Annotated in this window: 14 protein-coding genes and 1 pseudogene; 4 read left to right on the top strand and 11 right to left on the bottom strand. The window is 42.6% G+C overall.

Features of this window, described 5'->3' with window-relative positions; translation table 11 throughout:
* Nucleotides 1–4 precede the first annotated feature (4 nt).
* Nucleotides 5–259 (bottom strand): 50S ribosomal protein L27, encoded by a 255-nt coding sequence (rpmA, locus tag U5K35_RS15870; RefSeq protein WP_322572480.1) that lies wholly within the window; start codon nt 257–259, stop codon nt 5–7.
* Nucleotides 260–281: 22 nt separating this feature from the next.
* Complete coding sequence (gene rplU / locus U5K35_RS15865) at nt 282–590, bottom strand: 50S ribosomal protein L21 (RefSeq protein WP_322572479.1); 309 nt, start codon at nt 588–590, stop codon at nt 282–284.
* Nucleotides 591–889: 299 nt separating this feature from the next.
* Between rplU and U5K35_RS15860 the strand changes: the two genes are divergently transcribed.
* Entirely contained in the window at nt 890–1,072 is a 183-nt protein-coding gene (locus U5K35_RS15860; RefSeq protein WP_322572478.1) for a hypothetical protein, read from the top strand.
* A gap of 52 nt (nt 1,073–1,124) precedes the next feature.
* Here the strand turns inward: U5K35_RS15860 and lexA are convergent, their stop codons facing one another.
* The gene (gene lexA / locus U5K35_RS15855) at nt 1,125–1,763 is read right to left on the bottom strand and encodes a transcriptional repressor LexA (protein ID WP_322572477.1); all 639 of its coding nucleotides are present in this window, start codon (nt 1,761–1,763) and stop codon (nt 1,125–1,127) included.
* A 145-nt stretch (nt 1,764–1,908) separates the two neighbouring features.
* Here lexA and U5K35_RS15850 point away from each other — a divergent pair, with 145 nt between their 5' ends.
* Nucleotides 1,909–3,780, top strand: coding sequence for a peptidylprolyl isomerase (locus tag U5K35_RS15850; protein ID WP_322572476.1), 1,872 nt, complete (start codon nt 1,909–1,911; stop codon nt 3,778–3,780).
* Between the two features lie 161 nt (nt 3,781–3,941).
* Here U5K35_RS15850 and pcaF read toward each other — a convergent pair.
* From pcaF to U5K35_RS15810, 7 genes and pseudogenes are all read right to left on the bottom strand, one after another.
* Nucleotides 3,942–5,157 (bottom strand): annotated as a pseudogene (pcaF, locus tag U5K35_RS15840) (3-oxoadipyl-CoA thiolase).
* A gap of 95 nt (nt 5,158–5,252) precedes the next feature.
* Nucleotides 5,253–5,546, bottom strand: coding sequence for a type II toxin-antitoxin system RelE/ParE family toxin (locus tag U5K35_RS15835; protein ID WP_322572475.1), 294 nt, complete (start codon nt 5,544–5,546; stop codon nt 5,253–5,255).
* Nucleotides 5,543–5,749 carry an addiction module protein gene (locus U5K35_RS15830; protein WP_322572474.1) on the bottom strand — a complete coding sequence of 69 codons (207 nt, stop codon included), beginning with the start codon at nt 5,747–5,749 and terminating at the stop codon, nt 5,543–5,545. The genes U5K35_RS15835 and U5K35_RS15830 overlap by 4 nt, the downstream gene beginning before the upstream one ends.
* 135 nt (nt 5,750–5,884) lie before the next feature.
* The gene (locus U5K35_RS15825; protein ID WP_322572473.1) at nt 5,885–7,300 is read right to left on the bottom strand and encodes an OstA-like protein; all 1,416 of its coding nucleotides are present in this window, start codon (nt 7,298–7,300) and stop codon (nt 5,885–5,887) included.
* Nucleotides 7,300–7,824 carry an LPS export ABC transporter periplasmic protein LptC gene (gene lptC / locus U5K35_RS15820; RefSeq protein WP_322572472.1) on the bottom strand — a complete coding sequence of 175 codons (525 nt, stop codon included), beginning with the start codon at nt 7,822–7,824 and terminating at the stop codon, nt 7,300–7,302. Before lptC ends, U5K35_RS15825 begins: the two co-directional genes overlap by 1 nt.
* Nucleotides 7,825–7,954: 130 nt before the next feature.
* A complete protein-coding gene (upp, locus tag U5K35_RS15815) occupies nt 7,955–8,581 on the bottom strand; it encodes a uracil phosphoribosyltransferase (protein ID WP_416221655.1) in 627 nt (208 codons plus the stop codon).
* A 13-nt stretch (nt 8,582–8,594) separates the two neighbouring features.
* On the bottom strand, nt 8,595–10,244 hold the full coding sequence (locus U5K35_RS15810) for a sodium:alanine symporter family protein (RefSeq protein ID WP_322572470.1): 1,650 nt from the start codon (nt 10,242–10,244) through the stop codon (nt 8,595–8,597).
* Between the two features lie 187 nt (nt 10,245–10,431).
* On the opposite strand from U5K35_RS15810, the gene U5K35_RS15805 reads away from it, so the two are divergent.
* A complete protein-coding gene (locus U5K35_RS15805) occupies nt 10,432–10,716 on the top strand; it encodes an HU family DNA-binding protein (RefSeq protein ID WP_322572469.1) in 285 nt (94 codons plus the stop codon).
* Nucleotides 10,717–10,923: 207 nt separating this feature from the next.
* Nucleotides 10,924–12,633, top strand: coding sequence for a DUF5110 domain-containing protein (locus U5K35_RS15800; protein ID WP_322572468.1), 1,710 nt, complete (start codon nt 10,924–10,926; stop codon nt 12,631–12,633).
* Nucleotide 12,634: 1 nt separating this feature from the next.
* On the opposite strand, the gene U5K35_RS15795 is transcribed toward U5K35_RS15800, so the two are convergent.
* Nucleotides 12,635–12,823 carry a hypothetical protein gene (locus U5K35_RS15795; RefSeq protein WP_322572467.1) on the bottom strand — a complete coding sequence of 63 codons (189 nt, stop codon included), beginning with the start codon at nt 12,821–12,823 and terminating at the stop codon, nt 12,635–12,637.
* Nucleotides 12,824–12,904 lie beyond the last annotated feature (81 nt).

Here is a 12,904-nt window from a genome sequence, read left to right as displayed (position 1 = left end):
AAACTTATACCTGTTCGATAGAAACGTATTTTCTTCCGTTTCCTCTGCGTCTGAAGGTTACTTTACCGTCAGATAGTGCAAACAGTGTATCATCACCGCCACGTCCGACATTTTCACCGGGGTGAAACTTGGTGCCGCGCTGGCGAACGATAATATTTCCGGCTTTAACAACTTCTCCGCCGTACTTTTTTACACCTAATCGTTTCGATTCTGAATCTCGTCCGTTTCTTGTGGAGCCTTGACCTTTCTTATGTGCCATTGGTATACCTCGTCGTCGTTAATTACGAAATTTTGTCAATTTTAATTTGGGTAATGGGCTGTCTGTGACCATTTTTAACCCGATATCCTTTACGTCGCTTCTTCTTAAAGACGATCACTTTATCACTTTTTAAGTGGTCGACTATAGATGCTTCAACTTTTGCACCTTCCACTGTAGGCTGGCCAATCTTAAGATTACCTTTTCCATCTTTTACTAAAAGTACATCTTCGAATGTAACTTTTCCTTCTGCTTCAGGCAGCCTGTTAACAAACAGTGTTTGGTCTTCAGCAACTTTATATTGATGCCCGCCGATTTTTACGATAGCGTACATAAGATTAAATAATTTCTTTGATTGCAATTCAATTTTTGGATAGAACCCAAAGATAATGCTTTTTCTATAATTCTAAAAGTGTGATGAAAATGTTTTTTATTGATAAATGATTCTGCTCGGTTAGTGGAACCGGTAAATGCCTGACATTGATACGTATTTGATGAAAATATGATGCTAAATATTATTTCCAATGGAAGTTGCTAAAATTTTTGACGGATATTTTTGAACATCAAAGAGTAGAAACTGTTTTTCTAAATTGAAGAGTTAACGTATTTTACAAAACAAAAAAACCGACTGATATGAAAAATCTGCCCGATCTACACAAACAAGCGTTCAAATATAAAAACCGTAAACGTCTTCAGCACGATGGCGGACGAGCCTGGATTAAAGACTCCCAGCTATTTGAATCCCGAAAAGGAGCGAACGGTCACCTGGAAACGGTAAAAGAGAAACAATCTGAAAAGCAGGAAGAGAAAGAGTAAATTAAGTGCCGGCTTATTTATTACTAAATAATTGCCACCGGCATTTAACTCTTTAGAACGCTTTGTGAATTCCGTTTCGGTTTACGTGTCCGATATATTTGCCGATTACGCGAACCTCCTCAAATACATCCGGTTCAACGTGTATGGTTTTATATTCATCGTTGGCCGGTTCCAGGCGAAGACCATTTTTATCGTAGTAAATACGCTTAAGACTAGTTTCTCCGTCATAAAGAATAGCGCCAATGTCTCCATCCTTCACATCACTGTCCATGAGCAGTACGAAATCTCCATCGTAAATTCCGGCATCTTTCATACTCATTCCTGCTACACGAAGAGCAAACATCTGATCCAGGTTTGGAAACAGGGTGTCTAGGGTAATCTTTCCAAGATCGGCCTCAACAGCTTCCTGAAGGTAACCCGCGGCAATTACCCCGCGAACTTCAATTCCACCGCTTTTTATTCCCAGAATTTCTTCATGATCCGGGTGTATGTCATATTCATCATCCTCACCCTTAACCAAATATCCTTTTTTAAGGAGTGCTTGAATATTTTGTGTTACACTGTTTGGAGATTTATAGTTAAACTCATCGGAGATTTCCCGATAGGTCGGCCAAACATCATGTTCTTTTTTATATTCCACGATGTAATCGAAAAATTCTTTTTGTTTTCGCGTCAACTGTACTTTATCCATAACAAATTCATTTACTGTAAGAAATATGTGTAAGAAACGGACTTCTCATTCAAAATTCAATTTCATTTATCTTAAACCGCATTATTTTTTTCTACTGTTTTTGATATCGATCCTATTCTGGGGTTGTACGGAAAATGAAGAGTACTTGCACAAATCTGAAGTAGTACAAACGGTATATCCTGAAATAACAAAGGAGATTGCCAATCGGAATTTTAACGGCTTGATGGAATTTGTGAACCATGATGAACAGGAAGTCTCAAACCTAGCCTGGAAGGCACTGGCAAAAACGGAGCTGGATGAATCCGAGTTGGATCTGCTGATTGAAGAAGCGTTTAGAAAAGATGTAGAAGGAGGATGGTTTGCGGTAAGTTTTCACGACTTGGACAGTGATAGGCTTAATTCTATCCGTAATGCATTTCGAGCAGGAGAGATCAGCTCCAAATCAGTTTGTAACGTATTTTTCAGACAGGGCGAACTCGACGACCTGGAATATCTGATATCCTCCATGGATTTGATTGGCTCGGCTGAGTGCTCCAAAGCAATTGGCGGAATCATGTCGCGAGTGGAGGTGCCCGAATCACTTAATGAAGCAGTGATACGAACTGTTTTTGAAAATGAAGATCAGGAAATCCGGCGAAATCTTTTGTACGGTTATTACCGTGCATCTGTGAACAGACCGGAAGCGGATTCGTTTTTGGCGTCGCTTACCGAGAATCAGTGGAAAGAATTTGGCGTTGGGCAGGATCAATTTCTGGATATGACCGTTGTGAGAATGCTTGGAAAAAGAGGTTTACATGTTGCCATGGATCAACTGTCGGATGAGGAGCTTAATGATAGGCCCGGACTTGCCATTGATTTAGCATCTACATTGGGGATCTCTGTTCCAAAAACTGAAGATGTTAAGCCTATTTTTAGACTTCTGCATCATAAGAATAATCATGTTGTAGTCCAGGTTTTAACTTCGCTAACCCAACATGATCGTTTAACTCCGCCATTCCTAAACAGAATAGAAGAAGAGGTTACAATACCAACCCGTGATCCCGAAATTTTCGTCAGTTCACTGAATCTGTTTTTAAGAAATAGGATGGATATTTCATCCCATCGATTTCGCCTGGATGAACTATCCGAAAGGAATCCCTATCTCAAAGAGCAGTTTCTGATCATTTACAGTGCACTGGATTCGGATGAGGAGTATTTCGAAAGACTTTCCGGTCATATTAAAAGCGGGGGAGTGGAAGCACTTCACGCCGGCCGTATGATGACGCGTTTTCTGCAAAGAAGGGGTATTCCAAACCGATTCAGGAATTCCGTTGAGGAACTGATTACTTACGTATTGGATGACGGAAACCGGAGTTCACTGGATGGATTAGCAGAGGTATTTTTGAGTGACCGGGTGCTTTCTGATGACATCTTTGAAACGCTTAATAATGCTTATGAACGCTATATCGAGCAGGATTTGATAGAACAGGCTCGGATTTTACAGAGAGTTCTGGAAGAGAGATTTTCCGATCAATTTGAAGCTGCAGATTTTCAATTTGAAAAACCGTTCAGACTGCCTAACACCGATCGTTTATATCAAATGGGAACGCGCCCATTCTGGGAGCTGAAAACTGAACAGGGAACCATTGTTGTGAGACTGGATCCACTCTCAGCTCCATTTACTGTGTCATCGATTGACAGTCTGACCAGGGCCGGCGCCTATAACGGGGTGGTGTTTCATCGAGTGGTGCGAAACTTTGTAGCACAAGGCGGTGATTTTGACAGGCGAGACGGTTTTGGCGGACCTGATTATCGAATTCCCACGGAGCCTTCATTTGAGACTTTTAGCCGTGGAATGGCCGGAATTGCCAGTTCAGGTACGGATACGGAGGGAAGTCAGTTTTTCTTTATGCACCGCTGGGCGCCTCATCTGGATGGACACTATACCAATTTTGGACATATAACCCGTGGAATCGATGTACTTGATAAGCTACAGGTTGGAGATAAAATTATTGAAGCGGAGATCTATCCGGAGTAGTTACCTGATTTAAAAAATCCCTTATCTGTCCAAAACGATTAGAGGAATGATAAAATCTGAATATTGCTCATAGCGGCTGCTCTTTTCTCGCAGATTAGCGCTGAGATAGCCGCAGAATTACGCAGAGTATTTGCATATTACACCTTTTAAGAACTAAGGGATTACACTCTCTCCAAAATAACTGCATATCCCTGTCCAACTCCGATGCACATTGTAACGAGGGCGTATTTTTTGTTCTGCTTCTGCAGTTCGATGGCTGCGGTTTGCAGGATTCTGGCACCGCTCATTCCCAAGTGGATGTCCCAGTGCAATGGCCCCGCCATTCGGATTGATTCTCGGGTCATCATCATCCAGGCCCATCTTTCGGGTACAAGCCAAAGCTTGAGCAGCGAAGGCTTCGTTGAGCTCTATGATGTCCATATCATTGTAAGTCAGACCGGCTTTCTTCAGGGCGATCTCTGAGGCGTATACGGGACCAATTCCCATAATTCGAGGTTCCACTCCGGCAACTCCTGATGATACAATGCGTACCATCGGCTTTAGATTGTGATCTTTTACGCCTTTCCCTGAGGCGATCAGCATTGCGGCCGCGCCGTCATTCAGGCCGGAGGAATTTCCGGCTGTTACGCTACCGTCTTTTTTGAACGCCGGACGCAGCTTCGCTAAAACTTCAGGAGTTGTGGTTGGGCGGATAAACTCATCATCCTTAAATAGAATTGGCTCTTGTTTTCTGCGCGGAATTTCGACCGGAACAATCTCTTCGGCCAATCGTCCGGACTCTCTTGCCTTGGCTGCTTTTTGTTGAGACCAAGCTGCAAATTTATCCTGAGCCTCACGTGAAATATCAAACTTCTCTACCAGGTTTTCTGCCGTATTTCCCATTCCTTCGGTGCCATAGAGCTCTTCCATTTTTGGGTTGATGAATCTCCAGCCAAAGCTTGAATCATGCATCTCCGAATCGTTTCCAAACGGTTTTGACGATTTTGAGATAACCCATGGCCCGCGCGTCATATGCTCTACACCGCCGGTGATGAACAGGTCTCCATCACCTGCTTTAATGGCACGATTGGCATGAACAGCGGCCGACATGCTAGATGCACAGAGCCGATTCACTGTTTCGCCCGGAACTGAAAAGGGGAGTCCTGCCAGTAGCAGAGCCATGCGTGCAATATTTCGGTTATCCTCTCCGGCCTGATTGGCACACCCCATAATCACATCGTTGATTGATGCCGGATCCAGATTGGAATTCCTCTCCATCAAAGACTTGATAACGTGTGCGGCTAAATCATCTGTACGAACCGGAGACAGTGTACCGCGAAAATTTCCGATTGGCGTTCGAATGGCATCAACAATAAAAGCTTCTTTTGGGTCAGACATGAGGTTGTAATAGTTTGAAATTTAATCGATTGAAAATAACTAGTTCATTAGTAGATAAAAAAAACTGTATTCGAACATCATCCAAATCTAAAAAGTCAAGATAAACGGTCAGATGCTTTTAATGGATTTTGTCTGCAATCTAGAATAGCATGAATGAGTATCAGTTTATTTTTAACAGTGTAATAAATGGCAAAAGGGAAGCGATGAGCTAATAAGTAGTGATAACGATCAAACTTTAATGGGTGGATACCTGAAGTTAAACGAAGTGAATCAATATCCTCAAAGAGCGAGTCTAAAAAGTAGCTTCCTAATCCGGTTTCTTGTAGTTCATAAAATTTAAATCCATCCACTAAATCTTTTTTTGCGGAATCTTTAATCCGAATTTTCATCGAACTCGATTTTTTATCTCTTCTTTGGCTACCTCCCAATCTGTGTATGGTTCTTGAGCTTCTTCTCGTTCTAATAATACTTCATCATGCCACTGGGGTGGGGTGTACCCGGAAGATGGATCCCTCAACTCATCCCACAGACTTTCCATAAGCTGTATTTTCTCTTTAGTTGTCAGATCTTTTATGGAAATTTTTTGACTCATAAGTTTCATTGAATTATTTAAAACAATCTTTGAAAAGATAATCTAATAAGCAAGATTTATCCTCTGTCTGTCCCTAACATAGCTTGACCACAAAATATGCAAGTTATGAACTATCGAAAACTCAAAACTAAAATCTCAATTCTGATTATTTTCAATATATCGAACATACCTTGGGGGCAGCTCAAAGGGCCGCTCTTCGGGGATAGTGGGCAGGCGCGGAACCTGAATCGTGGGTCTTTGAGGTTTTTGTTCAGGATTCCAGGAAAAATTATCCAATCTTCTATTCACATTCTGAGTGGATTCAGGCAGATAGGAGCCATCGATATTCCTTTCGGCCTTGAACAAATCAAACTCGCCTTCAAGAAAGTACATGGTGGAAGATCCCTGGGCAATCAATTCAATCAATCCATCCGGTTCGTCATTTTCATCGCGCTGATGGAAAATAATCTCGCTTTGGTCAAAAACGACAATCCGTTCAACAACTCCATCGTTAAAATAGGCGTGCAGCGTATCACCCGCCATCTGATGTAATCGCCCTGTTACTGTATCTTCCTGAACAGCAATAGGGCGGGGGTAAGATGATAGAAACCGTATATCACTATTCTCAAGATGTGCTTCAATGACAGGGCCGGTTAACTGAATATTTTTCTGCCAAAGCTTTGGATTCGACCTTAACTCAAATTTCTCTTCATGGTCCCGATAAAGCGCTGTATCAGCAATGGCCGAGAATTTTGTAGACCAAATCCTGACGTTTTCAAAGGCATCCATCGTTGAGGTTGTGTCTGTCTCAAGAAGTTCTATTTTTTTTGCAAGCAGGTGTGTTGTATCCGCCTCATTTTCGCTCAACTCCATCAGCCAGGCGTCATCGCCGGTGAGCAGTCGGTATCCGGTTGAATCTGCATACAGATAATCGCCGGTGAAAATCACATTATCTTCAAAATCTTCGGCATAAACGCGGCCATAGAGTTCATAAAGGTCATCCTGGCGATTCATGAATAGTGAATCCGACTCAAGATACTGAGTGCTGTCGGCAAGCTGGACGTTTCCGCGGAATGCGGCGCTGTCTACATCCTGATAGTATAAACCGGATTCTGCAAGCAGGGTACCTCGTTCGTCCTCAAATCGTACGGGATCACTGAATATGATGAGCTCCAGTGCAAGAGCGGCGTCCATATTTTCACTGAATACGGTGTTATTTTCAGACTGTACGATCACCCGGCCTCTAAGCTCACTGTAATCAGTTTGAGTGTTGTAATAGAGTGTATCAGCCCAGATTATCTCAGATTCCGTTTCTATCTGAATGTTGAAAGCGTGCAACATATTTTGTTCTGAAAAATCATAAATACTGTCCGCTTCCATAACCATCTGGTCGGTTTCAAGTATCACATTGCCGAGTAGTTTTCTTACGAACTGCCCATCCACAACTGCACCTTCTGCTCTGTCCGCATCCAGAATGTTTACACGGTTTTGAGCTTCAGACCGCTCAGGGAGAGCTATCAAAAATAGCATCAGCCCGACGGAAATGAATAGATATGATTTAATCCTGTTCATTAATCAACGATCAATCTGCCACGAGGTTCATCAATAGTGTAAGAGGAGAGGTCGGTTAATCCATCAAAACCGCGGCCCGAAATACTGTCGGTTGGGGTGATGATGGTTACAAATCTTGGCGAGGTAATACGATCGGTTTTTTGCGACCAGACTAAATAATCTGAATAGAGTTCACGGTCTGAGTTTGTGAGGACCCGGACGGAGTCGTACAGTTCAAATTCACTTTTTTCTTCCAGATAAACCGCTCTATTGCTCCAGGCTTCAGTCTCAACGGAACCGGTGGTGTCGAAGAGTTGAACGTAAACAGGGCCGTCGATATGTGTTTCTGCCCGCTCCCTGGTTTGATAGGATATCGCATAGCTTCCCTCAATGAAAATACGGGCTCGCTCTTGCTGCATGAGCGTCATTTCAACGTCCCAGCTCTCAGTGGAGGTGATGAGAGAGTCATTTAAAGTAGATTGTACCTGCTCACTATCGTAATCTGAAAGATCACTGCAAGCTCCCGCTATAAGCAGGGAGATCAAAAAAAACGGGACGATATGATGAAAGTGAAAGTCAGACACAAATGGAATCCTGAAATTACGTCTTAAAAAATGCTGATCGAAAATCTGAAGGTAAAAGGATGATTAAATCCCGAATCAGTAAAGCTTTTGTCTAAGTAGTGCTAAAATAGCGATCACCGGCATCGCCCAGACCCGGCACGATGAACGCGTCACTGTTTAATTTTTCATCAACAGCAGCGGTAATTATTTGTACTTCCGGATATTTTTTACTGATTCGCTCCAACCCCTCCGGTGCAGCAATCAACGAAATAAAACGGATATTGTTGGCTCCCTGTTTTTTCATAAACCCGATGGCGTCATCCGCACTGCCACCTGTTGCAAGCATTGGGTCTACGACCAGAACCAAACCATCTTTTACTCCTTTTGGAAGATTTGAATAGTAGTCCACGGGTTTATGTGTCTCTTCGTCTCTGTACATACCCAGGTGGCCGACTTTTGCATCAGGGATGAAATTGATAATGGCGTTTACAAGGCTCAATCCTGCACGGAGGATGGGCACAATTATAATTTCGGTATCAATTTCGCAGCCTGCGGTTTCGGTAATAGGAGTATGTATGGATGTATTTCTAAGAGGCAGATCTTTCAGGGCAAAATACGCGAGAATGGTGGCAATACGCCCCAATGCGGCCCTGAATTCGGCAGTGCCGGTGGTTTTATCTCTCAAAATGGAGAGATCTCTGGCAACCACCGGGTGATCGATAACGGTTACTTTGTCAATTATTTCCTGACGTTTACTCATCGTAATCGGTTTCTTCCATTCGTTTGAAATACTCTTTAGATGTGGCATAAACAACACCGGATAGAGCGAATAGCGCGATCAGGTTCGGGAAGGTCATCAGGCCCAGTGCAATATCACCAATTGCCCAGATTGTACTTAAGGCAGTAATGGCTCCCACAAAGTGAAGCAAAATATAGACGCCCTTGTAATAGATGATTGATTTGTCCCCTAAGAGATATTGAATTGATCGGTCTCCATAGTAGCTCCACGCAATAGATGTAGAGATAGCAAAGAGAAGCACACATATTGTAACGATATACTTACCGCCGGGCATCAGTGGAGACAGGCCTACTTCAAAAGCCTGGGAAGTGAGTGTTGCTCCATTGTAAATTGCATTTCCATACACCGTGCCTGAACTTTCTCCGGTATCCGATCGGAATGCAGTGTACGTACTCATATCAATGGTTCCGCTAAAGAATTCGGTTTGAGCCTGATCCACGTAGAGAGTGTCTATAGAGAAATCGTTTCTCAACAGGGTCCCGTTCTGAACAATACCGCCTTCCACTTGAAGGATGGATGGGCTTTCAGCAACTTCAACAACTTCATAACCCATGTCCGGCGAATTCAGGTTTACATCGGTTGGGTGTTTCGTATCCCAAACTCCGGTAGAGATAATAACCAGACCGGTCATGGTACAAACTAATATTGTATCGATAAACGGCTCAAGAAGTGCTACAGCACCTTCACGTACCGGCTCTTCCGTTTTAGCGGCACCGTGAGCAATGGGGGCAGAACCCTGCCCGGCTTCGTTTGAAAAGAGTCCACGTTTCACGCCCCATACCATTGTGGTAATGAAAAGTCCTGATCCTACTCCAAACGCTCCGGCAACCGGGTTGAATGCGTATGTGAAAATGGTAACAAATGAAGGAATTACTTGATCATAATTCAATAGAAGTATGATTAATGCTCCCAACACATAAAGTATTGCCATGAGAGGAGTGAGGCGGGCTGTTACATATCCAATTCGCTTTATACCACCGATAATTACAAACCCAACTAAAGTTGCCGTAATAAGACCGGTTACATATGTGGGAATAGTAAAAATGAATGAGTTCTCCATTACGTCGGCAACCGTATTCGCCTGAATGGCGTTACCGGTAAAGAAGGAACAGATTACCGCAAGCGCTGAAAAGGTGATGGCAAGCCATTTCCAGTTTGGGCCAAGACCACGCTCAATATAATACATCGGACCACCTGAGACGGAACCGTCGGCGTTTTTGATTCGATATTTGATGGCCAGCAAACATTCGGAATATTTAATAGCCATGCCAAAAAACGCAGTTACCCACATCCAGAAAAGAGCTCCGGGACCACCGTAGTGAATAGCTATAGCAACACCGGCAATATTACCTATACCAACGGTAGCCGAGAGAGCAGTAGATAGAGCCTGAAAGTGGTTAACATCGCCGGTGTCGTCGGGGTTATCGTAGTGGCCCATTACAACTTTTACACCATGGCCAAATTTACGAAGCTGTATGAACCCCATTCTAATGGTAATAAATATACCAAAACCCAGAAGGGCGACTACCATAAGAGGCAACATTTCCGGGGTGTTCCAAACCAGGTTATTTAAAAAATTTACTACTCTTTCTAGCGTTTCCATCCTTATTCTTTAAGATTTTGAATTAATTCAAGTCCGAATGTATAAAAGATTTACTTAAAAATTTTATGAAATAAGCTATGAAGTGAACGATAGCTTTTCAAAATTACTTTCAAAACTAAAGAGTTAAATTATACTCTCTAAATTGATTTCGTAATAATTCATAAAAATAGACGTAAATCCCATAATTATGACTAAAGCAGACATTGTTGATGTAATCTCATCTTCGACGGGAATTACCAAAGTAGAAACTGAAGCCGTGGTAAATGGATTCATGGACACTGTAATTGATGCCATGAAACGAGGTGAGCACATAGAGTTGCGTGGATTTGGCAGTTTTAAAGTTGTAAAACGTGCGCAACGCGTAGCAAGAAATCCAAAGACGAATGAAGAAGTAATTGTCCCGGAACAGCATGTACCGGTTTTAAAAATGTCGAAGGACTTTAAAGAACAGGTAAATCAGTCTCACGACTAAAAGTCGAGTCAAGCGAGTGCTTTCTGTCTTTAAGATATCAGAGACACTCGCAAAATTCTGAAAATTACTTTCCGAATTGAAAATGATTTGGCGATTTTGCAATCCACAAATCGCTTAATTATACTTTTTCAAATGAGAGTAGCCAGAGTATTCAGACTCTTTTTTTTTATAATTCCTATCATTTTTTGGTCCTGCAATCGTCCGCCAATGGCGGATTTCTATGATGCAGAGGGCATCGTATCAATTCATGCAGATTCAGCCTATTCAAATACTAACTGGACAACGGATTCCTCAGGAGTTGCTTTTTCATTAGTATCAGAACAGTTAGAAGAGAGAACCACAGGAGAGACTTCCATCTCTTTTTATATTCGTGAGCCGGGAAGATATGCATTCTGGTTGTTGGGGCACACAAGCTCCGAAAAAACCCAGCCGCTACAATTAAGATTTTTAGATGGACGCGATGAAACAATATCTATTCATAGGCTAGAACTTCTCCCAGAGGAAGTACCTCGTTGGGTAAATCTGGATCAGTTAACCGAAGATCCGGTAGTGCTTGTGGCTGAAAATGAAGGTTTTTACAGAGTACAGCTGGAGTCGGGCGGTGCAGGAGGGTTGCACGTCAGCAAGCTGCACTTTTCAAAAGATGGTAGTATAATTCCTTCCGGGGCCGGTTTTCCCGAAACTACAGACTGGCGCATGGAACCTGAAATCGAAAAAAGACTCCAGCAGTCCAGAATTCCACCGGCATGGGTTTTTGGCGTGATAGTGAACCAAAGCGTTAATCCGGCTAATAATTTATTGCTTGACGGCGATTATACCGGTGGGCAATTTAATTTTTATACTGATTTCACTTCCTTTGAAGATTTAGATTCTGAATCTTCAAACTCCAGGTCATTTGATCTCTATCCGGCTCAAAACCTTCTTGACTCTACCCACAAGAACTTCCCGTTACCCTGGTATAGGCCAAAAGAAAGCGCCGGTTTTGAAGTATTGAAAAAAACGATTCACTTTCTTTCAAATCCCGATTTGGTAACCTACGAAAGTCCATGGCTTCTCATTCTTCCGGACTGGTATGATCCGCAAAATGAAGTTGAAGGTGAAATCTCCGAAGAGTTGATGATTCGAACACTGCAGCTATCCGCTTTTCAGAATGTGATGTTTTCACCTTTTCAGTCGAAAGATCAGGCAGTGGAGAACCGGGAATATTACCGCCGGTTGATAGAATTTCGGCGAGAGCTTTTTCCCTACATCTACAGCTATTCCAACAGGGCGAGAACTATAGGTACCAAACTCATCACAGGAGACCGGAATTATCCCGATCAGTTTCTGTTTGGAGATTATTTTTTAGTGGCACCGGTATTTGAGGAGGGAGCCGAAATCCGAGAACTCTACCTGCCAGAAGGCATCTGGTACGAATATGAAACAGGTCAATTTTACGAGGGAGGACAGGGGGTTGAGGTCAATGTCTCACTATTTTCTATCCCCTTGTTTGTAAAGGCCGGCGCTATAATTCCAAAGAGGCCGGACGCCACTGTTCCGGTTGGTTCAGAAGATAATCAAGAACTGATTCTGGATGTTTACGGAGGCGACTCCGGGACATTTCGTCTTTATGAAGATGATGGAGAGTCGTTGGATTATATGACCGGAGAGTTTTCAACTATAGCGTATCGATATTTTGAAGGGGATGGATATGCTACCTTCAATATTGGGGCCCGGGTCAACGATTTTCCCGGAAGGAGAGATCAAACCGAGTACACAATCCGCTTTAAATTTGTGGATGAACCGGTTCAAATAACCGCTAATGGAGAAGTTATTTCAAATGATGAGGGATGGAGCTATGATGCAGATCAGCGACGATTGGTGTTAAACTGGACACAAAATGATAGTGAGAGAACTGAGTTTAGAATTGAGTTCTGAATTAAAACTGATCAGACAAAGATTTCATCGTCAGGTAGGTTTCAAAAAATAAATACCAATCCGGGTTTTGAATGAAAAAAGACCAAAGCTCTTCAATGTCTTCTGTATTCAGTGAACCGTTTATATACTTTTCAATCTTTTCAATGGCGACAGGATTGAATTCCGGCCGAGATATGCTGCTATTTTTCAATGTAATAGTATGTTTGTAAGTGAGTGAATTCTCTTGCTGAATATGACTATTTAATGTGAGTTCGAAATAAGAGTTTGGAAA

It is taken from the genome of Rhodohalobacter sp. (assembly GCF_034521535.1).
Classification (GTDB): domain Bacteria; phylum Bacteroidota; class Rhodothermia; order Balneolales; family Balneolaceae; genus Rhodohalobacter.
Note: the sequence above shows the minus strand (reverse complement) of the source record. Positions and strands in the feature narration are given on the sequence as shown.

Excerpts from the sequence above, each read along its gene's own strand:
- U5K35_RS15800 (WP_322572468.1), top strand. The coding sequence starts at position 10,924 with ATGGCGGATTTCTATGATGCAGAGGGCATCGTATCAATTCATGCAGAT.
- U5K35_RS15825 (WP_322572473.1), bottom strand. The coding sequence starts at position 7,300 with ATGAACAGGATTAAATCATATCTATTCATTTCCGTCGGGCTGATGCTA.
- lexA (WP_322572477.1), bottom strand. The coding sequence starts at position 1,763 with ATGGATAAAGTACAGTTGACGCGAAAACAAAAAGAATTTTTCGATTAC.
- rpmA (WP_322572480.1), bottom strand. The coding sequence starts at position 259 with ATGGCACATAAGAAAGGTCAAGGCTCCACAAGAAACGGACGAGATTCA.
- U5K35_RS15830 (WP_322572474.1), bottom strand. The coding sequence starts at position 5,749 with ATGAGTCAAAAAATTTCCATAAAAGATCTGACAACTAAAGAGAAAATA.
- U5K35_RS15810 (WP_322572470.1), bottom strand. The coding sequence starts at position 10,244 with ATGGAAACGCTAGAAAGAGTAGTAAATTTTTTAAATAACCTGGTTTGG.
- U5K35_RS15860 (WP_322572478.1), top strand. The coding sequence starts at position 890 with ATGAAAAATCTGCCCGATCTACACAAACAAGCGTTCAAATATAAAAAC.
- U5K35_RS15805 (WP_322572469.1), top strand. The coding sequence starts at position 10,432 with ATGACTAAAGCAGACATTGTTGATGTAATCTCATCTTCGACGGGAATT.
- rplU (WP_322572479.1), bottom strand. The coding sequence starts at position 590 with ATGTACGCTATCGTAAAAATCGGCGGGCATCAATATAAAGTTGCTGAA.
- U5K35_RS15835 (WP_322572475.1), bottom strand. The coding sequence starts at position 5,546 with ATGAAAATTCGGATTAAAGATTCCGCAAAAAAAGATTTAGTGGATGGA.